We start from the raw sequence: 26,206 nt of genomic DNA on the forward strand, positions 1-26,206 counted from the left end.
CTCCATGCTGATTCTACGTTAAGCAATTGTTTTAGCAACTGTTGTCCGCTAAGTGCCGGCGGACACTGTAACTGTCCGCGGACAGTGCCAAAAGTAGCCAAATAAACATAAAGAAGCGTAAAATCAATAACTTAAAAGTTGGCACCAAAGCTGCTTTATCACAGCATTGAAAACAGATAAGGACAAGCAGAACAATGATCCAGGGTACAACGCAACAGGACAATATTATTCAGCGACCGGCGAAAACGCAGCTACGGCGTTTTTTGCCCGCCGCCGTTATCAGCGCCGGCATAGTACTGTTGGCAGTGGCGTTTTTTCAGTCCGTCGGTGAAAGTGCCAGCTTAGTGCTGCCGCGCAATCAAATGCAGTTTGCCACCGTACAGCGCGGTGATCTGGTACGCGATATCGCGGTACAAGGCAGGATAGTCGCGGCTAATGCCCCTACTTTGTACAGCCAGGAAACCGGCCAGGTGCAGTTATTTAAACAACCGGGCGAAGCGGTAACCCTGGGCGACTTGCTGGCCACCATCACCAGCCCAACCTTGCAAAATGATTTACAACAGCAACAGGCCGTGCTGGCCGGCATGCAAAGTGAAGCTGAACGCGCCGCCCTGAACGCCCGTGAGCAACAATTGGATATGGAGCAGGTAATGAACGCTGCTCAGGTTAACTTACTGGCTGCGCGGCGCGAGTTGCAGCGCGCTACTCAGTCGATTGAACTTGGCGTGATCCGTAAACTGGATTTTGATATCGCCACAGACAACCTGACCAAAGCCGAACTGGAATTTGATCATGCCAAACGTAAGGTAGAGCTGGCCAAAGATAAGCTTAGCTTTGAACAAAGCTCACGAGCGCAAGATATTCACCGCCAGCAACTGGTGGTAGATGAACTGCAGCGCAAAGTCACGGCACTGAATATCACTGCGCCGGTAACCGGGCAATTAGGTACATGGCTGGTGGAGCAACAAAGCCATGTATTACCCGGCCAGGCATTACTGACCGTTATTGATTTAAGCCAATACGAAGCAGAGCTGGCGGTGCCGGAAAGCTATGCCCGCGATTTACTGCCGGGCCAGCAGGTCGATATCAACCTCGGTAATCAGCTGTTAAGCGGTGCTATCAGTTATATCGCACCGGAAGTGCGCAACAACCAGGTTAGTGCCCGGGTACGTTTTAGCCAGGTTGACAGCACGCAATTACGGCAAAGCCAACGTTTAACTGCCCGCGTTATTCTGGAGCACAAAGAAAATGTGCTGAAAATTGCCCGTGGTGATTTTGTCAGCTCCGGCGGTGGCCGTCAGGCTTATCAGGTGTTGGACAATAAGGCGCTGCGCAAAAATATCGAGTTGGGCGCCCTGTCGGTGCAATGGGTAGAAATACTCAGCGGTGCCACCGAGGGCGAGCAATGGGTTATTTCAAATTTAGCCGACTTTGAAGAGCAAAGCCGGGTTAACCTGAACTAATAAGCAAGGATACCTTTATGATAACGCTAACTAATTTAAGCAAAATTTTTCGCACCGAGTTAATTGAAACCCATGCGCTGCGCGACATTAACCTGCAGGTAAATGAAGGCGAATTTGCTGCCCTTACCGGGCCATCCGGCTCAGGTAAATCAACGCTGCTGAATATTCTCGGTACCCTGGAAAACTTTGACGCCGGCGACTATCTGCTCGATGGCATATCGGTAAAAGGTTTGTCTGATGCGGCCCTGTCGAAATTACGCAATGAAAAGATAGGTTTTATTTTTCAGAGCTTTAACTTAATCAAAGACTTCAGCATCTATGACAATATCGAACTGCCACTGCGCTATCGCGGTTTAAAGGCCAGCGAGCGTAAACAACGTATTGAGCACGCTTTGGAGCTGGTAGGTCTGCATGCACGGCGCGATTACTTGCCGGGGCAATTATCCGGCGGCCAGCAACAACGGGTCGCTATTGCCCGCGCCATTGCCGGCCAGCCGCGCATTTTGCTGGCCGATGAACCTACCGGCAACCTTGACTCGTTAATGGCACGCCAGGTGATGGAGCTGTTGGAGCAGATAAACCAGCAAGGCTGCACCATTTTAATGGTAACGCATGACCCCGATCAGGCGCGCCGCGCCGGGCGGCATATTCAGATCATCGATGGTCAGTTACACGACTCAACCCTGTACGACCCACTGACCCGGCAAACTGCGTAAGGAAGCCCCATGGAACAGTTATTTTACTACCTTAAAGTGAGCTGGTTCAGCGTTAAACGTGCGCCACTGCCTTATATGCTGACAGTGCTGATCTTAAGTCTGGGACTGGGCGTGTTTTTCAGCAATGCTACCTTCTATTACCGGATGAACAGTGACCCGTTACCGGATAAAAGCGATAAATTGTTCTTTCCCATGATGATGCTGGTGCCTTATCAGTGCAGTGATTGCAAGCCGCCGTCTGTACTGAGCTATAGCAATGTTGCCAAGCTGGCTGCCAGCGATATTCCGTCAGCCAAAGCAGCCATGTACAGCGCCGATGGCTACCTGCGCCAGCATGCAACGCAACCGCCGACGCCGGTGAATATCCGCATTACCCAACGCGACTTTTTCACTATGTTTGACGTACCGCTGCTGCACGGCAGTGTCTGGGCGGATGATCAGGCGCGGGACGAGCTGCTGCTCAGCAAAGCCAGCGCAGAGAAAATATTCGGTCGCAGCGACGTAACCGGGCAGCAATTATTGTTGGATGACCGCCTGTTTACCGTAATTGGCGTGCTGGACGAGTGGCAAATGCTGCCAAAACTCTATGATGCTTTTGGCCGCAACTACCTAAACGCCGCTGAAGATATTTATCTGCCACTGGAAAGCGGTTATGACTACAACTATTTATCTAACCGCAACTCATCCACCTTCGATGATGCTGACTACCGTAAGTTAGCCACCGATGGCCGGACCAAAGCGATACATCAGCTGCAGTACTGGGTGCAACTGGATACGCCGGCACAGCAGCAAGCCTACCGTCAGTTTATGGCAAACCTGGTTGCCGATGAAAAAGCAGCAGGACGCCACCCCAGCGCAGAGGCTAACCAACTGGTGATGATGCGCGACATTATCCGCTATTTTGGTGGTGAGTCCGGCGATATCAAAGCCTTTGCCATCGTAACCTTGTTGTTCTTGCTGGTATGTATCTTCAATGCCAGTCACTTATCGTTAAACCGCTATCTGAGTAATCAGTATGAATTCAGCCTGCGCCGTGCCCTTGGCGCCAAACGCAGCCAGCTCCAGCTGCAGTTGTTGGTAGATATGAGCATGATGAGCGCTTTTACGCTGGGCGGCGCGGCAGTTATCGCTTATGGCAGTATCAATCTGATGAACTATCTGTGGCCATCCAACCGCTTGTTTGCCAGCTGGGATCTGCAGCTGATGCTGGTGCTGGCGGCGTTAACCTTAATCTGCAGTTATCTGGTTACCCTGTACCCGTCATTACGCGCCTCTTTTGGCTCACTGAATAAACAACTTAAGGAGTAAGCTGATGCCGCTACATTTACTGTTTAAATCACTGCAAAGACGCAAAGTCGTCACAGCGCTGTTGCTGATACAACTTGCCATGACATTTGCGCTGCTGCTTAACAGCATACTGCTGGCCCAGCAAACCCGGCATCAGCTGCAACAACCTACCGGCCTGCCGCTACAGCAAACGCTGCAGGTACAACTTAAACCGACGACAAACGCCTTACGGCAATACCCGGCACTGGGCGATTTACTGATGCGTCAGATGGCAGCAGTGCGCGCTATACCTGGCGTTGAAGCGGTAGCATACAGTAATCAGGGCCCCTTGCTGCAAGGCGGCAATAATGGCAATGTGCATGACCCCGATCGCGAAGAGCTTAGCAAGGCCAATGGCGTGCCGTTATACACCGTATCCGCCGATTTTTTCTCTGTCCTGCAACTGCCGTTGCTGGCCGGTGAACTGCCACAAAGCGAAATTGCAGTAGACGGTTCAGCGCCCTCACCGGTGGTTATTACCAAAAGTCTGGCGGATAAGGTATTTGATGGCACACCGGCGGCAGGCAGAACGGTTAACCGTGGCCCGGTTGCGGCCGTCGTAGCAGACTTTTATGGCCAGCGCAGTGCCGGTACCGTCAACTATAACTCTATTCAGGTAGCCCCGCTGTATGGCGTTGACTGGGGCTACAGCCTGCTGCTACGCACTACACCGGATAGTACCGGAAAGGTTCGTCAGGCTTTGCCTCAGGTACTGCAACAGGTAGACAGTAATATTGAGATCTTCTACATCCGCACGTTGGCCGAGCAGCAACAACGCCTGTACAGCAATGAGTTCGGCTTAGCCAGCCTGCTGAGTTTACTCAGTGCACTGATGCTGCTGGTCAGTATGATCTCCAGCTACAGCAGCGCCTATTTCCACACGCTGAAACACCAGCAGGAAATTGGTATCAAACGCGCGCTGGGTGCCAGCAAAAGCCGCATTTTTAATGAGCTGCTAAGCGAAAACTGGTTAACCACTGTGCTGGGTGCCATGGCCGGTGTTGGCTGCGCCTTGCTGCTGAATAAGCTGCTGTCGCAAGTGATCAGTATACCGGCGCTGAGCTGGTGGTTACCGCTGGCTGCCTGCGCAATTTTGCTGCTTTGTGTCACGGTAGCAACATGGTATCCTGCGGCTATTGCCACCCGGGTGTCGCCGGCTACCGCTACTAAAACCTTATAAACTATGCTGAAATTATTGGTAATTGATGACAACCAGCCAATCTGTCAGGCCCTGCAAACGCTGTTTGCGTTGCAGGGTTATCAGGTGTTGTGCGCCAACTCGCCTGAGCAGGCGTGGCAGTTGCTAAGCCAGCATAATATTGATTTGATATTGCAGGATATGAATTTCAGTGCCGGACAAATGCAGGGCTCTCAGGGCCAAACCCTGTTTTACCGGGTGCGAGGGCAATACCCCGCGATCCCCATTGTACTGATGACAGCCTGGACCCAACTTGAGATGGTGGTAGAGCTGGTAAAAGCCGGCGCTACAGACTACATTGCCAAACCCTGGGACGACCAGCGCTTGCTGCTCACCGTGGCTAATGCATTAAAGCTTAAGCAACTGAGTGAACAGCAGCAGCGTGCAGAACAAGAACGTAATGCGGCGTTTGCCGGCAAAGACTTGTGTAACCTGGTATTTGCCAGCAGCCAAATGCAGCAGCTGCTACAGATGACGCTGCAATTGGCACCATCCGCGGCGGCGGTATTAATCACCGGCCCCAATGGCGCCGGTAAAGAAGGCATTGCCAATGTGCTGCATGCCAACTCGCCGCGTAAAAATAAACCCTTTATTAAAGTAAACATGGGCGCCCTGCCGGCCGATTTAATGGAAGCTGAATTGTTTGGCGCCGAAGCCGGCGCTTACAGTGGTGCCGGCAAAACCCGCATTGGCCGCTTTGAAGCGGCTGACGGCGGCAGTGTGTTTTTAGATGAAATCGGTAATTTGTCGCTGGCCGGCCAGGCCAAGCTGCTGCGCGTGCTGCAAACCGGCGAATTTGAACGCCTGGGTTCAAGCACTACGCGCAAAGTCGATGTACGGCTGATAAGCGCCACCAACAGTGACTTAACTGCAGCAATACACCGCGGCGATTTTCGCCAGGATCTGTACTACCGCATCAATGTGGTGCAGTTGGCACTGCCGGCTTTGGCGCAGCGGCCGGATGATATTCTGCCACTGGCGCGCTATTTTCTTGCCGGTAAAAAAGCCCTCAGTGCAGCAGCAGAACAGTTGTTAGCCAATTACCGCTGGCCGGGTAATGTGCGCGAGTTGCAAAATGTGTGTCAGCGCGCACTGCTGCTAAGCAGTAACAGTGAAATACAAAGCGCAGATCTGGGCCTGCCCGATACCGTGATCAGCGGCAAACGGGTGTTGGATGATATCGACCGCGAGCAGTTACAACAAGCCTTGCTGCAGGCCGGTGGCGTAATATCCAGGGCGGCAAAACAATTAGGTATCAGCCGCCAGGCTCTGTACCGGCGCATGGAGTATTACGGCATTGATGCGCCCTGACAGCCGCTTTACGTTAGGCAAAATGAGCAGTCAAAGTCGGTTAAACCTGCTGTGCCTGCTGCTGACGCTGATTGCCCTGACAGTACAACTTATTGTGGCAAGCCCCGGTAATCTGCTGACTTTGGCCATCTGCTGCGCCGGCATTGTGCTTGCCATGTTATTGCAGTGGGCGCTCAAACCGCTGACAACAGAAATACAGGCGCTGAATCTGCATGCACAAAATTTGCAGGACGGCAGTTTTAATACCAGCGCTAATCAGTTAAAAGTGAATGAGCTCAAAGCGTTGGCTGATAGTTTAAACAGTATGTCAGCACAACTGCGCAGCGAACGCGCCAGCTTATATCAGCGCGAGCTGCTACTGGACACCGTACTGCAAAGCAGCCCCACCGCCCTGCTGCTAACCGACGACAACGACACCATACTGATGAGTAACCCGGTAGCACGGCAACTATTGAACCACGGCAAGGCTTTTGACGGCAGCAAACTGCAAAGCATAGTCACTGCCTTACCCACGCTGGCACAGGCCATTGCTGCACAACAGCAAGGCTTACTCCATCTGCCGGATAGCAGTATCTGGCACTTGTCACTAAGCCGGTTTCAGTTAAACCAAAAACAGCACCGGCTGTATTTATTAAAACCGATGACGCGTGAAATTCAGCGTGAAGAGCTGACAGCCTGGAAAAAGCTGTTGCGGGTGATTGGCCATGAATTAAATAATACCCTGGCGCCACTGTCATCACTGGCATTTTCCGGCGAGCAACGCGCCCTGCAACTGCAACAAAGTGAACTGGCCGGCCTGTTCAGTACGCTGAGCGAGCGCAGCCGGGAGCTTAACCAGTTTGTGCAGGCCTATATTCAGTTTGCCAAATTGCCACGTCCCAGCCTGAGCACAGTTAACTGGCCGAGGCTGATTAATCAGTTAGAGGATCTGTACAGGTTTGAACTTAACGGTGCATTGCCACAATTACCCTGGCAGGCCGACAGCCAACAACTGCAGCAGTTGCTGCTCAATCTGCTGAAAAATGCCCATGAGTCGGGCTCTGCAGCAGAGCTTATTACTTTACAGTTTTGTGAAAGCCCGCAACAATTGACGATCACGTTACAAGATGGCGGCGGCGGGATGAGTAACGAGCAATTGCAGCATGCATTGGTACCGTTTTACACCAGTAAAGCCGGCGGCTCGGGTATAGGGCTCAGCTTGTGCCGCGATATTATTGAAGCGCATGGCGGCAGTATCAGTTTGCGTAATCAACCACCCGGGCTGCAGGTCATGCTGATATTGCCCGCACACAGCACCAACATCTGATTACTTATTCCCACTGCACCGGGCTGTGTTTCTTTTGTGCTTTTTGCAGCATTTCAATCAACGGCACAGCACGCACATTCAAACTAACATGACCTTTACCGCCATTTGGTTTATCAGCAATTTCTGCTTCTGTTTGCTCAGCTTTAGCCCGTTCGGTTTCAGCAATAGCGGCTAAACCTTGCTGCAATTGCGCCAGGGCTGCGCCAACATCGTCAGCGTAAAGTGCTGAGGGCACTTTGTCGTCCCGCCCCATCAATTGCAGTAATTTCAGCGCGGCATCTTTAAAGTAAATTAAATCACCGCTGGCTTTGGATTTGAAGGTAACTATCATACAGACTCCACTATTGGGCGTAGACACTGCCAGCGTTTGCTGCCAGGCTAAACAATAACTTAAGCATAACGCTAAAAGCTCATGCCATGTCAAAATATATACTCGCTATTGATCAAGGTACTACCTCAAGCCGCGCCATTATCTATAATCCGGTCCTGCAGGCCGTTGCTTGCGCCCAACAGGAACTGCCACTGAGCTACCCGCAATCCGGCTGGGTAGAGCAAAACGCGGCACAGATTTGGCAGAGTGTTACTGCCAGTATCAGCCGCGCATTACAGCAAGCCAAACTGAAACCGGCAGATATCGCCGGTATCGGTATTACGAACCAACGTGAAACCACACTGCTATGGCATAAAACCACAGGCAAAGTGCTGTATCCGGCGATTGTATGGCAGGACAGACGCACAGCAGCGCAATGTCAGCAGCTGAAAGAGTCGGGTCTGGAGCCCATGTTGCAACAAAAAACCGGTTTAGTGGCCGATCCGTATTTTTCTGTCACTAAGCTGTGCTGGTTACTCGACAACGTGGCAGGTGCAAGACAGGACGCCAACGCCGGCGAGCTGTGTTTTGGTACCATTGATTGTTATCTGTTGTGGCAACTGAGCGGCGGCAAAGTGCATGCCACCGATGCCAGCAATGCCAGCCGCACCATGCTGTTTAATATTCATCGCCAACAGTGGGATGAAGAACTGCTGCAAATGTTCAATATTCCCGCCGCTGTGCTGCCGCACGTGCTGGATAACGCAACAGAGTTTGGTTTGACTGACAAAGCGGTGTTTGGCGCGGCGGTGCCGCTGCTAAGCATGATAGGCGATCAACAGGCAGCGTTATTAGGCCAGGCCTGTATTAACCCCGGCATGAGTAAAAGTACTTATGGCACCGGCTGTTTTGCCGTGGTCAATACCGGCAGTAAGGTGCTGCACAGCAAACATAAACTGCTTAGCACAGTGGCATGGCGCTTAAACGGCAATACTACTTATGCGCTCGAAGGCAGCATTTTTATGGCTGGCGCAACAGTGCAATGGCTGCGCGATAAGCTGGGTATTATCCGTCAGGCCAGCGATACCGAGGCCCTGGCAGCCGGTATTGATTATCAGCAAACCGAGTTGTTGATCCCCGCCTTTACCGGGCTTGGTACACCACATTGGCAGCCACAGGTAAAAGCCGCGCTGTTTGGCATGACCCGCGACAGCGGCCGTGCGCAAATAGCCGCCGCCGCGCTGCGCAGTGTAGCGTATCAAAGCCGTGATTTACTCAGCGGCATGCGACAGGATGGCATTAATGTCAGCTGTTTGCGGGTCGACGGCGGCATGACAGCCAACCGCTGGTTTTTACAAGCACTGGCCGATTTGTGCCAAATACCAATAGCACGCTGCCACACTACCGATGCCACTGCGCTGGGTGCGGCTTTTTTAGTGGCATTACAATTGGGTTATGTCAGCAGCCTGGCAGAGATTAATAATATTTGGCGCAGTGATTGGCAGTTGCAACCGGAGCTGGCACCGCCGCTGGCCGATGCACTATATCAACGCTGGCAACGTGCAACCGCTGCGTTAATGGCGTTGGATATGGACATAGTGCAACAACAGTGACTGGCCTAAGCATAAGATTTAAAAAAAGTTTCAATTCAGCGTAAATTAAGCTTGCATAAAAAACGAGCGTTAATTAGAATGCGCTCGCTCGAAAGGCAAGTCTCCCGAAAGGGTGTACACGCAAAGCTTCAGGTCTAAGGGTTGCCGCAAGGCATCTACGATAGCTGGGCTGCCGTCGCTAAGTGCGATGTTTATTCTGCTCTGTCAGAGTTAAACGACATGCCTTATGTCCTTTCGTGTTCTGCAACTACTGTTGCATTAATGATTGTTACTTAACTCACATTTTGGAGCTCGAATATGAAAGCAAAATTAATCACTTTAGCTACTGTTATTGCCGCCACTTCATTTATCAGCGCTCCTGTTGCCGCTAATGATCAATTAGCCTTGTCTATTTGTTCATATGTAGCAGCCGACAGCAAAAACAACCTGCGTAAAACCCTGTCTGACAACCGCTTACGTCTGCGTAACGTATATGACGGTATTGTATGTGACGGTTTACCACTGGTTCGCCACGCGATCAAACACAATGCTGCAGATGCCGCCGGCTTTATCATCAGCCAGTTACCGGGCAGCCAGGTTGCCGCTTCAGGCGACATCGAATGGGCTACCAGCAACGGTTTTGCTGCTTCGCCAATCATCGCTGCAATCAAAGAGCGTAGCGCCAGCTAATTACCTTATTCTGTGAAAAAGGCGCCTTTGTGGCGCCTTTTTTGATGCTGTCGCCCGCTACAGCTTACCGCCGGTTTTATACTTTTATCGCAAAGCAATGTTGTTTAACGTGCTCGGCAATACCCACACCGGCCTCAGACATGGTTAAGTAGGTTTGATCGGCACCGGCCGCAATAATGTCGCGCGCTTCATCATCATGCATACTGTGCGACACAATAAAGCCGCTAAAACCGGCATTGCGCAGCTTTTTCGCCGCTATCATCTTGGCTTCCACGTCATTCATACTGAGGATCACCGCTTCAACCTTGCCAAAGTCCAGGCCTTGCCAAAACACCTGATCTTCGGCATCAGCATAGAAAATATTAATACCTTTTTTCTGATGCTCTGCCACTTTAGCCGGATCTGAATCCATGGCAATGATATTACGGCTGTTTTTCAGATAATTGTAAGCGGCGCTGCCGGTGCGGCCCATACCCATAATCAACACTTCTGCTTCACCCAATGATACCGGCTGTTCATCCGGGTGATGGATATTGCGCTCAAATTTAAGCAACCTGTTACACAGTTTGTCATACAGCGGATGTGCCAGCCGGTTCAGCGGTGCAGAAATAACAAAGGAAATTGCCACCGTTAATGCCAACGGAATAAGCCACTCAGGCAATACTACACTGGCAACAATCAGACCAAATTCGCTGTAGTTAGTCAGGCTGATACTGGTTAAGAAAGCACTGCGCGCCCGCAGTTTAAACAGGATTAATAACAAGAAAAACAATATTGCTTTTACCGGTAACAACAACGACATTACACCGGCAAACAACCAGGCATTAGCATCTGGCAGGCCATCTATACCAATTTGCAGAAAAAAACCAACCAGAAAAAACTCTTTAATACTCCACAACGATTTAGACAGCTCGCCGGCCCTGGCATGTTTAGCTAATAAGGCACCAAACACCAATGCACCTAACTCAGAACTTAGCCCCACCAGCTCAAAGCCCTGGCCGCCTATTACCAATGCCAGCATTAAACCAAACAAAATCAGTAAGTCTTCATGGCCGCTGGCATCAAGCAATTTGTATAACAAGGGCCGTAACAATGGCAAACCAAACACCAGCAGTGCCCAGGGTGATGGCGTAGTGCCATTGGCCAGGCTCATTACCAGCAGTGCTAATAAGTCCTGCACAATCAGAATACCTATGGCGACCCGGCCATGAAAGGCGCGGATCTCGCGTTTGCCTTCAAGTACTTTAGCCGCCAACACCGTGCTGGAAAACGCCAGCGCCACTGCCAGCATCAATGCCTGATACCAACTAACGTCAAAAATAAACAATAACGCAGGTAAGGTAAGAATAATCGACAAGGCAAAATGCAAAGTACTGCCGCCCAATACTTCAGGCTTGGCCAGACTACGTACATTTAACTTCAAGCCAACTGTAAACAACAGCAGTAACACGCCCAAATGGGCAACATGATGAATTATCGATGGCCCTTCTGCCGGCAAGTTAAGGTCTGAAGCAGTAGCCGAAATAACAAAGCCCGCCAACAAATACCCTACTAACGGCGGTAAGCCTATGGCACGAACCAGTAAACCTAAAGAAAATGCAAAACCAATCCAGACAGCTTCAAGCATCCACAAATCCCAATGTTAGTGTTTAGTTGTTAGTGTTGAGTTATGAGTTTATTCACTATTTTGCGCACTGTAATTAATGTGGATCATCAATATCCTGTACTTTATCTTCTTTACGCCTGCTAAACAAACTGCCGTTGCTACGGGTAAGCCATTCATTATAGGTACGGTGCACACCACGGCGCATAGCAGAGGATGAGTTTTCCAGTATATCTATGCCTACCAGCACAAACACCACCAGCACCGAGAGTTTGATCGCTACCAGGTCTTCACCAATACCGATGCATACGCCGACGGCTGCCAGCACCCAAATAGTTGCGGCTGAGGTTACTCCCAGCACCATACCATCGCGCGCTAACATTACCCCGGCACCGAGAAAACCCACGCCGGTTATCACCTGGCCGATAATACGCGATGGGTCCGTCATACTGCTGTTTACCGACATAGATGCCGCAATAAACACATAAGTACCCATTACAATTAAAATGGAGGTCCGAATGCCAGCCGGCTTGCCACGCAGTTGCCGCTCCAGGCCGATAATAAAACCACACAGCACCGCAGTGCCAAGCTCGGCCCAGGCAAAAGGCTCAATATTCAGTAGTAACTGCCAATCCAACATAAATGATCCTTCAACCTAAACGCGCTGCTATTTTTGCCGCTTGCCATTCCGCTTGTGTTATCGGACTGGTCGGCCCTTCCTGCTCAGTTGCTGCATTTTGTTTTCGCAGAGCGACCTTCTGTAATATAGCGGCATTTTCTGCATCATTTCGCAGATTCCAGTCAACTATTTCAGTTATATGACGATAACAGCCCACGCATACCTTATCGGTATTTAAACGGCACGCTGCCACACAGGGCGATTCAATCACCTGTAACTCCTGATTTTATCGGTTTAAGTCGCAATTTTAACGCAATCCGGCGGCGAACAGCTTAACTCTGCGGTCAGTTTATGCCAATCTGACACTGACTAATAACAACTATCATAAGAAAATACAGGAAACATCAGATGAAGTTACTAAAACCAAGCCTTATTGCACTGGCCATCGGTAGTTTTAGCCTGCAGGCGGACAACACTACTGAAAAAGCCCCCGACTGGGACGTTAACGCACCACAAGGCCAGTTTGAAACGGTGAATATCAAGGTATCACAAGGCAGCTGGATGAACGTGGCGCTAAGCCCGGACGGCAAAACCCTTGCCTTTGATTTACTCGGCGATATTTATACTATGCCCGTGAACGGCGGCACAGCCACTCAACTGACAACGGACATTGGCTGGCAAATGCAGCCCACTTTCAGCCCGGATGGCAAATACATTGCCTACACCAGCGATGAAGGCGGTGGCGATAATATCTGGATTATGCATGCCGACGGCACTGAGCCGCGCGCAGTAACCAACGAGACTTTTCGCCTGCTGAACAGCCCGGCCTGGAGCCCGGATGGCGAGTTTATCGTCGCCCGTAAGCATTTTACCGCCAGTCGCTCATTGGGTGCCGGTGAAATCTGGCAATATCATAAAACCGGCGGCAACGGCATTATGCTGACCGAAAGGCCAAATGATCAGAAAGATTTAGGCGAGCCGGCATTTTCGCCGGACGGTAAATACATTTATTTCTCCCAGGATGATACGCCGGGTAAGACCTTTCACTACAGCAAAGACTCTGAAAGTGGCATCTATAAAATAAAACGTTTTGAGCGCGAAACCGGCAAATGGGACATAGTGCTGGACGGCGCCGGTGGTGCTATCCGCCCTACACCATCACCGGACGGTAAATATCTGGCCTATATCCGCCGCGTCGACTTTCAAAGCACATTATTTTTGTATGATTTACACAGCGGCGAACATATCAAGCTATATCACGGCTTAGACCGCGATATGCAGGAAACCTGGGCTATTCACGGTGTTTACCCCACTCTGGCCTGGACACCGGATAATAAAGCTCTGCTGTTTTGGGCTGGCGGCGAGATTAAAAAACTCACTGTGGCAGATAAAGCCATTGCTACAGTGCCGTTTAGTGTCGACACCAATAAGCAAATTCAAACGGCAGTGCGGGTAAAACAGGATATCGATAAAGAGCAGTTTGATACTAAAATGCTGCGCTTTGTCCATGTATCACCTGATGGTAAACAAGCGGTATTTAGCGCCTTAGGCCATTTGTATATTACCGATGTCGCCAATCCTAAACCGCGACGCTTAACCAAACAAAGCACGGATTTTGAATACTACCCACAGTTTTCACGTGATGGTAAAGAATTGGTGTATGTCAGTTGGAATGATAATAGCCAGGGCGCGGTAAATATCCTTAACCTGCGTAATGGCCGCATTAACAAGCTAACCAGTGAGCCGGGAAAATATGTTGAGCCGGTATTCAGCCCGGATGGCAAAACGGTGGTGTACCGCAAAGCCGCGGGAGGCAGTTTACTGCCACGCCAATGGTCGCTTAACACCGGCTTGTATAAGATCAGCAGTAAAGGCGGTAACCCGGAGCTTATCAGCCGTAACGGCCGCGCACCGATGTTTGGCGCCGGCAACAATGCGGTATATGCGATGGATTATGCCAAAGCCCCTACCCTTATCCGTATTGATTTAACCAAGCACACCCAACAAACACTGTATACCGCCAAATTTGGCACCGAGTTTAAATTGTCACCGGATGGCAAATATCTCGCCTTTGCCGATCGCTTTAAAGTGTTTGTGACACCTTTTACCGAGCGCGGCAGTGCGATAGATATCAGCGGCACTGACAAGCAATTTCCGGTGAAGCAGCTATCTGTGCGCGCCGGTGAATACATCAGCTGGAGCGGCGACAGCCGGCATCTGTACTGGAGTTTAGGCCCGGAGCTTTATCATGCCGGCATTGATGGCCTGTTCGACTTTAGCGAAAAAACCGATTTTGCAGCCAAAAACGGCGTTAACCTCGGCTTTAGTACTCCGGCTGATATACCGCGCGGCAGTGTGGCCTTTGTTGGCGGTCAGGTTATTACCATGAACGGCGATGAAGTGATTCAGGACGGTGTGGTTTTGGTTGAAAACAACAAAATTAAAGCTGTAGGCAAACGTGGCGACGTTGCAGTACCCGCCAATGCGAAGGTGTTTGATATCAGTGGCAAAACCATTATGCCTGGCCTGTTTGATGCGCACGCCCACGGCAGCCAGGGCAGTAGCCAGATTATTCCGCAGCAGAACTGGCAAAACTATGCGTCACTGGCGTTTGGCGTAACGGCCATCCACGACCCGTCTAATGATACGCGGGAAGTGTTTGCCGCCAGCGAAATGCAGCAGGCCGGCCGTATCGCCGGGCCGCGTATTTTCTCAACCGGTACCATTTTATACGGCGCAGAAGGTGCGGGTTACACTTCACATATCGACAGCCTGGAGGATGCCAAATTTCATCTGCAACGCTTACAAAAAGCCGGCGCCTTTAGCGTAAAAAGCTACAACCAACCGCGACGTAACCAACGCCAGCAGGTGATTCAGGCTGCGCGCGAGTTGAATATGATGGTAGTACCCGAAGGCGGCTCGTTAATGCAGCATAATCTGACGATGATAGTCGATGGCCATACCACCATCGAACACGCGCTGCCGGCCGCCAAAGTGTATGACGACATAAAGCAACTGTGGCAAGCCAGTGAAACGGCTTACACACCAACACTGGTGGTAGCTTATGGCGGTATCTGGGGTGAAAACTATTGGTACGACAAAACCGAAGTGTGGAAACACCCGAAAATGCGTACCTATGTACCAATGGATGAGTTGGCACCCCGCAGTATGCGCCGCCCTACCGCACCGGATAATCATTACAATCATTTTAATGTAGTTAAAACCGCCAAAGAGCTGAGCGATACCGGCGTTGTGGCCAATATCGGTGCCCACGGCCAACGTGAAGGTTTAGGTGCACACTGGGAAATGTGGATGTTTGCTCAGGGCGGCATGAGCCCGCTGGAAGCACTGAAAACGGCCACCATTAACCCGGCTAAAACCTTTGGTATGGACCATCAGCTGGGCTCACTTGAAGCCGGTAAACTGGCCGACCTGATTGTGATAGACGGCAACCCGCTGCAGGATATCCGTGTCAGTGATCGTGTTACTCATACAATGGTAAACGGCCGCTTATTTGATGCCGACAGTATGAATGAAATTGGCCTGCGTGAACGTAAACGCGCGCCATTTGAGTTTGAACCCCGGTAAGCAGGTGCAGAGCAAAACTTAAGCCCGCCCCATCGGCGGGCTTATATTTAGTTTCGGAACAATAAAAATTAATTTCTCTGCTATTGAAACAAAAAGCACTTTACTTTATCGTCCATATTTAGCAATTAAAAAAAACAAGGAGTTAATGTGCGTTATTTAAGTGTTATTTTTATATTTTCTATGTTGATGGGATGCGCATCAACAGAAGTTAGTTCAGCAGATCCTGCCCCTTCATCTGAAGCTAAACTTTCGACAACACAAACAGCAGAGCAAGAAGTAAAGCAAGGCGAAGCATCAAACGAGAAACTGATATGTCGCAATGAAAAAGCTGTCGGTTCTAATAAAAAAGTACGCACTTGTCGTAAAGTGTCAGGCACTTAATAAGCTTTAACTGCAACAGATAGCTCTACTTTACCTGGCCCATTTATTGATGGGCTTTTTTATGAGTTATATCAAAGCATAACAACATAAATTGGGTATACTGACTATATCGTTTGATAAAATGTTATGGAGTTACGGTGCTGTTACTGCAGCAATTTTTTTATCAGTTTCTGCATGCACTGAAAAATCTGCTGCCCATTGTGACAGTGGTACTGTTTTTTCAACTGGCTATTTTTCAAACCCTGCCACCTGAGCCTTTCACTATTGTTATTGGCTTGCTGATTGTTGCTGTTGGTATAGCACTGTTTCTGCTTGGACTTGAACTGAGTATTTTTCCGGTGGGTAAAAACCTGGCCAACCAATTTGCCCGCAAAGGCTCTTTGCCGTTGTTACTGCTGTTTGGTTTTGCTATTGGCTTTGCCGCTGTGGTGGCTGAGCCGGCATTAATAGCGGTAGCGCAGCAAGCACAACTGATCAGTGAAGGCCGGGTTGATGGCTTAACACTGCGGCTGATTGTAGCCTGTTCGGTTGGTGCCGTAATGTCGCTGGGTGTGCTGCGCATTATACTGGGTTGGCCTATTCACTGGCTGATGATTGGCGGCTATGTGCTGGTACTGGCTGTTACTTTTTTTGCTCCTGCAGAAATTGTTGGCCTGGCTTATGACTCCGGCGGCGTTACTACCAATATCGTTACCGTGCCACTGATTGCAGCACTGGGACTGGGCCTTGCCAGTTCAATTAAAGGCCGTAATGCGCTGACCGACGGTTTTGGCTTGGTTGCATTAGCAGTAATGGTGCCGATGATCAGCGTGCAGTTGTATGGCATTTGGGTATATAACTTCAGTAGTGCTGCCGCTGTTGTCAGCAACGCCGGCACCGTCGCGCCAATATTCTGGTTACTCAAAGCCATTATCGATTTAGCTACGATGGTTAAAGATATTCTGCCGATGATTTTGGTGGTGCTGGTGTTTCAATATTTGGTGTTACGCCGGCCACTGGCTAATCCGATAAAAGTCGTCGTCGGATTTAGTATGGTGCTGTTGGGGCTTTATGCTTTTGTGTTGGGGCTAAAACTGGGTTTGTTTCCGGTCGGCAGCCTGATGGCCGAGCAACTTATTACCAAAAACTACAATAGCCTGATTTTACTGTTTGCCTTTATGATTGGCTTTGCCACTACCATGGCCGAACCGGCATTAATTGCCATTGGTGAACAAGCCGAACATGCCTCGCCGGGCAAACTAAAAGGTTCGGTGATCCGGCTGATTGTGGCTGTGGGTGTCGCTGTCGGTATAACTGTTGGCGTATACCGTATTATCAGCGGTGATTCTATCCACTATTACATTATGGCCGGGTACGCCATAGTTGTACTGTTGACAGCATTCTCACCGCGTTATATCACCGCACTGGCTTTTGATCTTGGCGGTGTAACTACCTCAGAGGTAACCGTGCCGCTGGTTACCGCGTTGGGCATTGGCCTGGCAACGTCTATTGAAGGGCGTAATGTATTAATTGATGGCTTTGGTCTTATCGCCTTTGCTTCTATATTTCCCATTATCACCGTTATGCTGTATGCCATAGTGGTTGAATATGTAAATCCACGCAGGAGTGTACAAACATGAAATTTTCTATCGTAGTAGCTATTACCCCGGAAGAACTGGAGCAATACGCCATAGACGCAGCGCAACAAGCAGGAGCCGCTGGTATTACCCTGCTAAATGGCCGCGGTATTGGCGCTAAAACTAAAAAAACTTTTTTCGGTATGACGTTCGAGGGCAGCCAGTCTGTATTACTGATGGTGGTCGCCAAAAGTCTGGCTGAACCAGTTTTAGCTGCTATGCATAACCTGCTGGTAACAGATGGCGACTCACGTGGTTTGGCGTTTAGCCTGCCGATAGAGCATCTTAAAGGCATAGACTTAAGCCAGTTGGAACAATTTGAACAACGGTTGATGCACAGCAGCACTAATAGCTAAGCAATAAATGCAGCTGATTGCGTAAGTTTTCAGCCTCTTGGCTATCAAATGGCAACACCAGGTCGTCTTTGTCATTGCCGGTTAAATCCATGACCCGAGCCTTACGCGCATCACGGGGCAGATCCATTTTTGTGCGGCTGCTACGGCGGCTGAATAAACGTTTGCTGTCCGGCGCATAGCTTCTGAGCTCAGTGCGCCCCTCACCTACCAATAGTGTTTTATGGCCATCGCCTTGTACATCAGCTAACTGAAACAGCGGCATATCGTAGCGAAAGTTACCTATGCTGACATCAATAGTGGCTTGCTGGCGAAAATCGGCCTTTTGCGGATATTGGCGTTTTTCATTTAATAAATAAAAATCAATATCCAGGTTAGCACTGCCACGCAACAACACACGGATTATGGTACCCACGCCAAAATGGGTGCTGGGAATGTAAAAATCCTTGCGGCCGTCACTGTTAAAATCATCTATTACGACGTCTATTGGCGAAGTGTCGGTGGTAATAAAGGTATCAGGCTCAGCGCTGAAGCTAATCCCCTGCTCAGTGCTGCGGCCAAAATGAATACGAAAGCTGTTATTACGCTCTAATGCATCGGCCAGTTGTTCGCGGTTTATCACCAGATCAGGCACAGCATCGCCGTCAATGTCGGTAATATCGCGCAAGGTATCAATATTCTGGCCATTGTAACTGCGCCCGGCATCATTACGCTGATCAGCCTCTTGCTCGGTAGACAGCACTACCGGCCAGTCCATGATTACAGGCTCAGTACCAAAGCTGCCATCAGCTTGCTGCAAAAACACCTGAAGTTTGCCTTGCCAGACAAACAACAGATCCGGCTTTGTATCCAGATTAACATCAACAATATAGTGTTTACGCGGCGTATAATCGGGGCTGCTGCGCCAGCTTTGCATCAGCGCAGGAATTTGCAACGCATAGTGGTTGAAACTGCCGTCCGCCTGCTGGCGATATAAATGTGTGTGCTGAAAATCAGCAATTAAAAAATCACTGAGACCAGAGCCAAGCTCTATAACAAACTCAGCGCTACGTAACCGGTTTTGGTCCAACACCCGATACAACGAATCTGAAGCAACAATACGCTGCGCATAGCTGCCATCTTCACTTAACCGGCTAACGCCGCCCAAACCGAGAAACACCAGTTGCCGTCCTTGTTGGCCGGCTAAAATAGCAGAGCTGAAAAACTGTGCATCATCCGGCACCGGCAACATCCGGCTACTGTAATCGGTTAGGTCAATCAGACTAAGCCAGCGGGAAAACTGGCTGTAACCGGACACAAGCAGTTGTTTGCGCTCGGCCAGCAACAGCATGTCGCCATTGGGCGGGTGCGGCAGGCTGATTTTTTTCAGCTCATTGTCAGCTGCTGCGGCAAAGCTGGCTAACAGCAATAATAAATGACAGGCAACTGACTTCACGACAAATACATCCCCGGTAAATTCGCTGAACAGAGTTAACGAACCATACACACTTTTGGTTCATTGCGCTGCATTGCCGGTTAAAACTTTTGCCGGATCTTGTCTGCTTCTCCGCTATGCTGCATTTGCAGCCAGTGTTGTTGCAACTGCAAATACTGCTCTTTTGATACTGCCTTGCGGCTGATAGCAAAATAAACCGGGTTCTCGTGCAGCACAAACAACTTTACATAACGCAGCGCCAGCTCTTGTTGCAACAGTAGTTCATCGACAATAGTTTCATCTTCCAAGGTTGCCACCACCCGGTTTGACGCCAGCATCGCCAATTTCTGTTGGTTACCCGAGGCATAGAACAAGCGTTGTTGCAACGCTTGTTCCTGCTGCAGCAATTGTTGCCATTTCGGCCCGTAATAAGCGCCTTCTGTTACAGAAATCAGCCCGGGCCAGCTTAATAATTGAAACAGATCACTGACATTGTGTTGCATCTCACGCTGACCCACTACCACCATGCGCTCTACATGATGCGGCCCGACAAAATAGCTGAACGCAGCCCGCTCTGCCGTTTTTGACATGCCCACCATAATACTCAAGGAGCCATCTTCCAGCATTTTGATCGCCCGTCCTGCCGGAAATGCCTGGGGTCTTAACTGGCATCCGGCTTTGGCCAGCAGTGCATTAAGTAAGGCATAAGATTGTTGTGACGTGCGGGTATCGTTGTGTAAGCCTGCAGCCGTGCTTTGCTGCTCTGACTCCAGCCTAACACTAAGTTGGCAAAGGCTATGCTGCGCATGTGCTGCTGCACTAAACATCAACGCAGCTAACAGTAACAGGCTGACTGTGCCGGAAAACCGCATCATCTTACGCTCCTGTTAACAATTAACTTCACTATAGCGTTGCAGCCGCTATGCAGCAAGCTGCTGCTAAGCCGCATAAAAAAGGCCGGCAAATCGCCGGCCCGGGTTTGAGCTACCGCTTTAACACCCCTTAATTACAGTTACCGGGCATTAGTGCTCTCAAAAATTTTGTCAGCTGAAGCGGCAACAAAACCGGTGTACAGCAAGCCGTTAGTCATAGGGTAACGGCGGGCAAACTCATAAAAGCAGCTTGGGATGGTGGCAACTGCATCGCTGAACTGCACCGGATGCAAGTCCGCTAATGTAGAAGACTGCTCCAGGTACACCTGCGGCGTGCCTTTAATTTCGCCACCTGAGGTGTTAAGTAAAAAGCCGGCGTCTTTCAGCGCACTGTTTACCTGCTCAAGGGTGCCAAAGCTTTGCAAGTCATTCACACTTACAGTGAAGTGGTTGGCACGATAACCCCAGGCAGAAACCCAGGCTGCGTATTCACTTTCTGTCAGCAACTTCTCGTAGGTCGCCTGGCTTACCTGCCAGTGCGTGCCGCTATAGAGAAAGTTATCCGCGGTTATCGCTTCAGAGGGTATTTGTTCAACCAACGCGGTAATAGTGTCGCGCAGATAAGCCGAGCACTTATCTAACAGCAGCTCAGAGATAAATACCTTTGGTAAAGTACGATCCGGGTGCTCATAATGCTTGGCGTACAGTTTTTTCGCCTCAAAATGGTACTCACCGCACTCTTCATAGCCCAGCGCTTTAAAGTGCGCAGCCAGCTTTTCCAGGCCAACCTTTTCAAGGTTAAAGGTACGCAGCGCGATATGATCATTTATTACATCATCTTGTTGCGAACTGCCGAGTAACTGGTGTACTTGTTTGGCAGAAGGAGTCACCGCTACATAGTCTTGCCACAGGTTGGCAAACAACGCTTTTACATCAGTATGCATATTTAATCCGCCTTAACATTTACCGGTTAATACTTGTTTGGCACTCAGGCCTTATCTAACACTATAAATCTTGCCATATCGCCATCGTGCAGGCGCAGTGTATCGGCAAATTCCGCGCTTAGCAGCAACAGCTGCTGATCTGCATCAAACTTTGCGTTTTTACCGAAGCTGGCGCGAAATTGCTGCAATTCGGTATTGGCCACCGCCAGAGTTTGCTCGCCCTGCACCTGTGCAATTTTAATTTTTACTTTCTTACTGGCCGCCACCGATTTAATTTGGTTTAACCGTGCCTCTACCGTTGGCCCGGCGTCAAACAAATCAATATAACCACGATGATTAAAGCCTTCGCTTTCCAGCATTTTCAGTGCCGGCTTGGTATTTTGATGCACCTGGCCTATTACATCCTGCGCGGCCTGTGGCAGTAAACCAACATAGATAGGATGGCGCGGCATCAGCTCGGCAATAAAGGCTTTTTTACCCACACCAATCAAGTGATCGGCGGTAGGGAAATCGATAGTTAAAAACAGCTGTTGCAGCCAGTGCCAAAAGGGCGGCTGGCCATCACTGTCGGCCGCGCCACGCATTTCAGCTATTACTCTGTCGCTAAAACGTTGTGGGTACTCTGCCATAAACAAAAACCGCACTTTGGATAAAAACCGGCCGGCATGGTTACGCCGGTAGCTTTCACGCAAAAACAGCGTACAAATTTCCGACGCGCCGGTGTAGTCGTTACACAGTGTCAGGGTTTTTAACTGGTTAAATACATTTAACTCAGCGCTGTGGTGAATAACGGTATTTTGCTGAAAGTGATACAGCGGAGTGCTTAAGCCCACGGCAGCTTCAATACCGGTTGTACCGACAATTTCACCCGTTTGGGTATCTTCCAGTACAAATAAGTAACCTTGATCACCGGGCCCTTCTACTTCAGCGGCAAAGCTGTGCTCGGCATGGGCAATTTTCTGCTTTAAGCGCTCATCATTAACCGGCAAAGAAGTAAAACCGGCACCGGATTCTATAGCGATCTGTTTTAACGCCGCGAAATCTGCTGCCGTTATCGGCCGGATCACTAACATAGCTTAAGCCTGCACTATTTGGGCTACAGCACGCTCAAAACGCGCTAAGCCTTCGGTGATCTCAGCGTCACTGATTACCAGTGACGGTGCAAAGCGCACTACGCTGGTACCGGCAACCAGTGCCATTAAGCCCTGATCGGCGGCCGCTAACATAAAGTCACGCGCTTTACCGGCATAGTCGCTGTTTAACACAGCACCAATTAATAAACCGGCACCGCGCACTTCGCTGAACACATGATACTTTTCATTAATGGCGTTCAGACCATCTTTAAACAGCTGCGCTTTAGCTTTAACGCCATTTAGCACTGCCGGTGTATTTACTGTGTTAACTGCCGCTAAAGCAACGGCACAGGCCAGCGGGTTCCCGCCGTAAGTCGAGCCGTGCGTGCCTACTACCAAGTGTTTGGCAATGTCAGTGGTAGTTAACATGGCGCCAATCGGAAAACCGCCGCCCAGTGCTTTGGCTGTAGTCAGAATATCCGGCGTTACGCCATAGCCCATATAGGCATACAGCTCGCCGGTGCGGCCTACGCCGGTTTGTACTTCATCAAAAATCAGTAGCGCATTGTGTGCATCACACAGCTCGCGTACACCTTTAATAAACTCAGCAGTGGCAGGCATTACACCGCCCTCGCCCTGCACCGGCTCAACCATTACCGCACAGGTATTGGCGTTAATCAGCGCTTTTACGCTGTCCAGGTTGTTAAATTCGCCGTGTACTATGGCTTCCGGCTTCGGGCCAAAACCATCTGAATACGCCGGCTGACCACCTACGGTTACCGTAAAGAAAGTACGGCCATGGAAGCCTTGTTTAAAAGCAATAATCTGGTTTTTCTGCTCGCCGTATTTATCTTTGGCATAGCGGCGCGCCAGCTTCAGTGCCGCCTCGTTTGCTTCGGCGCCGGAGTTAGCAAAGTAGACTTTTTCGGCGAAGGTAGCATCCACCAGTGCTTTTGCCAGCAGCAGCGCAGGTTCATTGGTCATAACGTTAGATAAATGCCACAATTTGTCGGCTTGATCTTTTAACGCTGTAACCAAAGCCGGGTGGCAATGGCCAAGGCAATTTACCGCGATACCGCCGGCAAAATCGATAAACTCGGTACCGTTTTGATCCCACACCCGTGAGCCTTCGCCTTTTACCGGAATAATTTTGGACGGTGCATAGTTTGGCACCATTACGTCATCAAATAAGCTTCTTGAAACCTGCATAAACTACCTCACTGTTGCTGTAGAGACTGCCTGCCTTTATCAATATAAATGGTAGCTGGCTGAGAATAAATTTAACCTTATTATATTGCTCTGGCTCGTCACATTGCAGTATCATTATCATCAATTTATCGAATCAAAGCTGCAATTTAACGGGTAAGGTTGTCAAAATGATAAGCATGGAAGAAGAAAAGCTGTTAGCAGTACTGAAGCACAATGCCCGTGCCAGTATTTCCGACCTGGCAAGGATGCTGGATTTGTCCCGTTCTACCGTACAAACCCGTATCGCTAAGCTGGAGCAAAGCGGCGTGATTAAAGGCTATTCCGTCGATTATGGTGAGGATTACCTGGCCTCGCTGGTATCAGCACATGTCAGCATTAAAGTACGGCAAAAGCTCACTGCCAAAACTAACGTTGAGCTCAAGCAAATTGCGCAAGTTTCCGCACTCTACGCCATCAGCGGCGAGTACGATCTTATCGCCATAGTGCAGGCACAAAGCACCGAGCAACTTAGCCATATTCTGGATGATATCGGCAATTTAGACGGCGTAGAGCGCACTAACTCATCGGTTATTTTAGAAACCAAGTTTAAGCGCTGAATCTGACGGCAGCGAAAGCTGCCGGAAAAAACTCACCGTTGTAGCGTCACAGCAGGCTCACGCTGTTGCTGCCATAGATCGGGTGTAGCTTGCAGATATTCAATAAACGCCTGCGCGGCCACTTTGCAATCTACGCCGTCGCTTTTACACGGCAATGCCGCAACATTGTGATAACGGGCGCGGAAAGATCGGGCTCCGCTACTGTCTTGTGTGGCCTCTACCCGCTTTACCGGATACAGCGCCACTTGTTGCCGGCGCAAAATAATATCCAACCTGTTGCTATGTTCCGCCTGTAATTGTTGCAACAGCTGCCAGCCGTCGTTGCCATCAGCCAAATAGCTGGTAGTAACCAAACTATAACGCTGTTGCGGCTCAACCGCTTGCCAGCTTCCTTCCTGTTTTATATCCAACCTGGTTAGTTCTGCGGTACCGGGCCCGGTTTGCTTTGCCACATAACGTATACCACTAACGTAAGGAAACTTGCCGGTGTGGGCGCCGGTTACTACAGACTGGCTGATAATATCTGTCAGTAGCGCGCGTAGCTCTACCCCGCTAATGCTGAGCACGCTAAGCGGTGTATCAAACGGCAGCACTTCAAGGCGAATATTGCCCTCGCGTACTTCACCGGCTGGCAGTGCAGCACGAATATTACCGGCGCCAATCAGCGCCAGTTGCACCGGGCGTTTCATCAGGCTTTGCACCTCAGCGCGGTTAACGTAGTGCAATAGAGCGTCGGCAATATACCCTGCCAACACTGAGCCATGGCTGTTGCTGCCACCGGAGCCCGGTAGCCGTACATGGGGTATTTCTGCATCTGTGGTGCTTATTACTTTGCCATAGGCCTGTTGCACGGCCGGTAAGTATGCTGTATCCAGCAAGCTGCGCAGCGCTTTATCTTCCGCCACAATGGCCGTACGCGGCAGGCTGGCTATATAATGCTCAGTCTGTGTTTGCTTATCTGCGCTGATGCGGCTTGATTTATCGCGCAGTGCAGAGCTGAAATAATCCGTACTTGCCAGCAAAGTATTTTGCCCGGCACAGCTTAGCAGCTCACCGGAAGAGTTAAACTGCAGCTTAGCCTGGCCAACGGCCTGCGCAAACTGCCCGGCCTGCACTACGCAGGTTTGGCCTTTGCCATCCGGGTTAGTCACCATTTCGGCATAAGGCCGCTGGTTGCCTAAGTACCAGTGGCGAAAATCGCCCAACAGGCTGTGCGAATGGCCACCAACGATGGCATCGATACCATTCACCGCGCCGGCCAGCGCCAGATCGCGCTGGTGGCCCAAATGCGTCAGCGCGATAATATGTTGCACACCCAGTGCTGTTAACGCATCTACGGTTTGCTGTGCGCTTTGAATTTCATTGTTAAACACCACGGCACCGGTATCGGGTGCTATGGCGCGCATATCCTCCAGCGCCAGGCCAAACACCGCCAGCACTTCACGCCCTGCCGCTTGGTTAATATCGGCAATGGCTGTCAGTTGATTACCCTGCACCGCGAATAAGCTATAAGGTTTTAAATTGCGGCTGCCGGCCAGCAGCGGCTCGGCTTGCGTATCAACATTGGCGGCTACAACAGGGAAATTTACCTTGTCGACAAAGTCGGCCAGCTTGACTAAACCTATATCAAACTCATGGTTGCCCAGCGCCATCGCATCGATATTCATCCGGTTAAGTACATCAATATTAATGCGCTGCTCAAACAGCTCAAAATAAGCGCTGCCTTTAAAAGCATCACCACCGTGTAAAAACAGCGCCGGCACGCCTGCTTGTGCCGCTTGGGCACGCAGCTGCTGCGCCTGAGTTAACAAGCGCGGATGACCGCCAATATAGCTGTACAGCGGCTTGCCGGCAGCATCTTTAACGCTGGCCGGGCTGGCATCAAACTGCGAGTGGGTATCGTTAATGTGAATAAGGCTTAAACTTAAGCCAGGTTGTGCCGGCGGCACTGAACCGCAGCCAGCCAATAGCAGTGCACAGACAAGCATTGAAGAGGTAAATCGCATAAACGGCAAACCCGGGTTGC

23 protein-coding genes and 1 riboswitch are annotated in these 26,206 nt (G+C 50.2%); of the genes, 13 read left to right on the forward strand and 10 right to left on the reverse strand.

From position 1 onward, the window contains the following. Window positions 1–194: 194 nt before the first annotated feature. Genes Q8O77_RS01670 through Q8O77_RS01695 form a run of 6 tightly spaced genes read left to right on the forward strand, consistent with a single transcriptional unit; the run spans window position 195 to window position 7,320 of the window. Window positions 195–1,463, forward strand: coding sequence for an efflux RND transporter periplasmic adaptor subunit (locus Q8O77_RS01670; RefSeq protein WP_305551035.1), 1,269 nt, complete (start codon window positions 195–197; stop codon window positions 1,461–1,463). Between the two features lie 17 nt (window positions 1,464–1,480). Then, entirely contained in the window at window positions 1,481–2,179 is a 699-nt protein-coding gene (locus Q8O77_RS01675; RefSeq protein ID WP_305551037.1) for an ABC transporter ATP-binding protein, read from the forward strand. Window positions 2,180–2,188: 9 nt separating this feature from the next. Continuing rightward, window positions 2,189–3,487 (forward strand): ABC transporter permease, encoded by a 1,299-nt coding sequence (locus Q8O77_RS01680; protein WP_305551038.1) that lies wholly within the window; start codon window positions 2,189–2,191, stop codon window positions 3,485–3,487. Between the two features lie 4 nt (window positions 3,488–3,491). After that, window positions 3,492–4,685: an ABC transporter permease gene (locus Q8O77_RS01685; protein ID WP_305551039.1), complete on the forward strand. Its 1,194-nt coding sequence runs from the start codon at window positions 3,492–3,494 to the stop codon at window positions 4,683–4,685. A gap of 3 nt (window positions 4,686–4,688) precedes the next feature. Continuing rightward, on the forward strand, window positions 4,689–6,014 hold the full coding sequence (locus tag Q8O77_RS01690) for a sigma-54 dependent transcriptional regulator (RefSeq protein WP_305551040.1): 1,326 nt from the start codon (window positions 4,689–4,691) through the stop codon (window positions 6,012–6,014). Window positions 6,015–6,036: 22 nt separating this feature from the next. Continuing rightward, window positions 6,037–7,320: a PAS domain-containing sensor histidine kinase gene (locus Q8O77_RS01695; protein WP_305551041.1), complete on the forward strand. Its 1,284-nt coding sequence runs from the start codon at window positions 6,037–6,039 to the stop codon at window positions 7,318–7,320. Window positions 7,321–7,324: 4 nt separating this feature from the next. Here the strand turns inward: Q8O77_RS01695 and Q8O77_RS01700 are convergent, their stop codons facing one another. Continuing rightward, window positions 7,325–7,651: a DUF1840 domain-containing protein gene (locus Q8O77_RS01700; protein ID WP_305551042.1), complete on the reverse strand. Its 327-nt coding sequence runs from the start codon at window positions 7,649–7,651 to the stop codon at window positions 7,325–7,327. Window positions 7,652–7,737: 86 nt separating this feature from the next. Between Q8O77_RS01700 and glpK the strand changes: the two genes are divergently transcribed. Both glpK and Q8O77_RS01710 read left to right on the forward strand, forming a co-directional pair. Next, the gene (gene glpK, locus Q8O77_RS01705) at window positions 7,738–9,243 is read left to right on the forward strand and encodes a glycerol kinase GlpK (RefSeq protein WP_305551043.1); all 1,506 of its coding nucleotides are present in this window, start codon (window positions 7,738–7,740) and stop codon (window positions 9,241–9,243) included. An 84-nt stretch (window positions 9,244–9,327) separates the two neighbouring features. Then, window positions 9,328–9,420: riboswitch (cyclic di-GMP riboswitch) on the forward strand. A 120-nt stretch (window positions 9,421–9,540) separates the two neighbouring features. Next, window positions 9,541–9,912: a DUF3718 domain-containing protein gene (locus Q8O77_RS01710; RefSeq protein WP_305551045.1), complete on the forward strand. Its 372-nt coding sequence runs from the start codon at window positions 9,541–9,543 to the stop codon at window positions 9,910–9,912. A 76-nt stretch (window positions 9,913–9,988) separates the two neighbouring features. Here the strand turns inward: Q8O77_RS01710 and Q8O77_RS01715 are convergent, their stop codons facing one another. From Q8O77_RS01715 to Q8O77_RS01725, 3 genes are all read right to left on the reverse strand, one after another. Further along, window positions 9,989–11,539: a cation:proton antiporter family protein gene (locus tag Q8O77_RS01715; RefSeq protein ID WP_305551047.1), complete on the reverse strand. Its 1,551-nt coding sequence runs from the start codon at window positions 11,537–11,539 to the stop codon at window positions 9,989–9,991. 73 nt (window positions 11,540–11,612) lie between these two features. After that, entirely contained in the window at window positions 11,613–12,155 is a 543-nt protein-coding gene (locus Q8O77_RS01720; protein WP_305551049.1) for an MgtC/SapB family protein, read from the reverse strand. Between the two features lie 10 nt (window positions 12,156–12,165). After that, window positions 12,166–12,405, reverse strand: coding sequence for a DUF1289 domain-containing protein (locus tag Q8O77_RS01725; protein WP_371133429.1), 240 nt, complete (start codon window positions 12,403–12,405; stop codon window positions 12,166–12,168). A 137-nt stretch (window positions 12,406–12,542) separates the two neighbouring features. On the opposite strand from Q8O77_RS01725, the gene Q8O77_RS01730 reads away from it, so the two are divergent. The 4 genes from Q8O77_RS01730 to Q8O77_RS01745 all read left to right on the forward strand — a co-directional run bounded on the left by Q8O77_RS01730 (window position 12,543) and on the right by Q8O77_RS01745 (window position 18,075). Continuing rightward, a complete protein-coding gene (locus Q8O77_RS01730) occupies window positions 12,543–15,722 on the forward strand; it encodes an amidohydrolase family protein (RefSeq protein ID WP_305551051.1) in 3,180 nt (1,059 codons plus the stop codon). A 147-nt stretch (window positions 15,723–15,869) separates the two neighbouring features. Beyond that, window positions 15,870–16,103 carry a hypothetical protein gene (locus Q8O77_RS01735; protein WP_305551053.1) on the forward strand — a complete coding sequence of 78 codons (234 nt, stop codon included), beginning with the start codon at window positions 15,870–15,872 and terminating at the stop codon, window positions 16,101–16,103. Window positions 16,104–16,240: 137 nt separating this feature from the next. Continuing rightward, window positions 16,241–17,722, forward strand: a complete 1,482-nt coding sequence (locus tag Q8O77_RS01740) for a DUF1538 domain-containing protein (RefSeq protein WP_305551054.1) — start codon at window positions 16,241–16,243, stop codon at window positions 17,720–17,722. Further along, window positions 17,719–18,075 (forward strand): P-II family nitrogen regulator, encoded by a 357-nt coding sequence (locus tag Q8O77_RS01745; RefSeq protein WP_305551055.1) that lies wholly within the window; start codon window positions 17,719–17,721, stop codon window positions 18,073–18,075. Before Q8O77_RS01740 ends, Q8O77_RS01745 begins: the two co-directional genes overlap by 4 nt. On the opposite strand, the gene Q8O77_RS01750 is transcribed toward Q8O77_RS01745, so the two are convergent. From Q8O77_RS01750 to Q8O77_RS01770, 5 genes are all read right to left on the reverse strand, one after another. Then, a complete protein-coding gene (locus Q8O77_RS01750; RefSeq protein WP_305551056.1) occupies window positions 18,065–19,558 on the reverse strand; it encodes a VCBS repeat-containing protein in 1,494 nt (497 codons plus the stop codon). The genes Q8O77_RS01745 and Q8O77_RS01750 overlap by 11 nt on opposite strands. Before the next feature lie 29 nt (window positions 19,559–19,587). Then, the gene (locus Q8O77_RS01755; protein ID WP_305551057.1) at window positions 19,588–20,361 is read right to left on the reverse strand and encodes a transporter substrate-binding domain-containing protein; all 774 of its coding nucleotides are present in this window, start codon (window positions 20,359–20,361) and stop codon (window positions 19,588–19,590) included. A 137-nt stretch (window positions 20,362–20,498) separates the two neighbouring features. Then, complete coding sequence (locus Q8O77_RS01760; RefSeq protein WP_305551058.1) at window positions 20,499–21,302, reverse strand: DUF1338 domain-containing protein; 804 nt, start codon at window positions 21,300–21,302, stop codon at window positions 20,499–20,501. Between the two features lie 44 nt (window positions 21,303–21,346). Then, window positions 21,347–22,375 carry an arginine N-succinyltransferase gene (gene astA, locus Q8O77_RS01765; RefSeq protein WP_305551060.1) on the reverse strand — a complete coding sequence of 343 codons (1,029 nt, stop codon included), beginning with the start codon at window positions 22,373–22,375 and terminating at the stop codon, window positions 21,347–21,349. A gap of 3 nt (window positions 22,376–22,378) precedes the next feature. After that, window positions 22,379–23,584 (reverse strand): aspartate aminotransferase family protein, encoded by a 1,206-nt coding sequence (locus Q8O77_RS01770; RefSeq protein ID WP_305551061.1) that lies wholly within the window; start codon window positions 23,582–23,584, stop codon window positions 22,379–22,381. Window positions 23,585–23,751: 167 nt separating this feature from the next. On the opposite strand from Q8O77_RS01770, the gene Q8O77_RS01775 reads away from it, so the two are divergent. Next, complete coding sequence (locus Q8O77_RS01775) at window positions 23,752–24,180, forward strand: Lrp/AsnC family transcriptional regulator (RefSeq protein WP_305551062.1); 429 nt, start codon at window positions 23,752–23,754, stop codon at window positions 24,178–24,180. A 32-nt stretch (window positions 24,181–24,212) separates the two neighbouring features. On the opposite strand, the gene Q8O77_RS01780 is transcribed toward Q8O77_RS01775, so the two are convergent. Then, window positions 24,213–26,186, reverse strand: coding sequence for a bifunctional UDP-sugar hydrolase/5'-nucleotidase (locus Q8O77_RS01780; RefSeq protein ID WP_305551063.1), 1,974 nt, complete (start codon window positions 26,184–26,186; stop codon window positions 24,213–24,215). Window positions 26,187–26,206 lie beyond the last annotated feature (20 nt).

Origin of the sequence: Rheinheimera sp., from assembly GCF_030690345.1 — a bacterium.
Classification (GTDB): Bacteria; Pseudomonadota; Gammaproteobacteria; order Enterobacterales; family Alteromonadaceae; genus Alishewanella.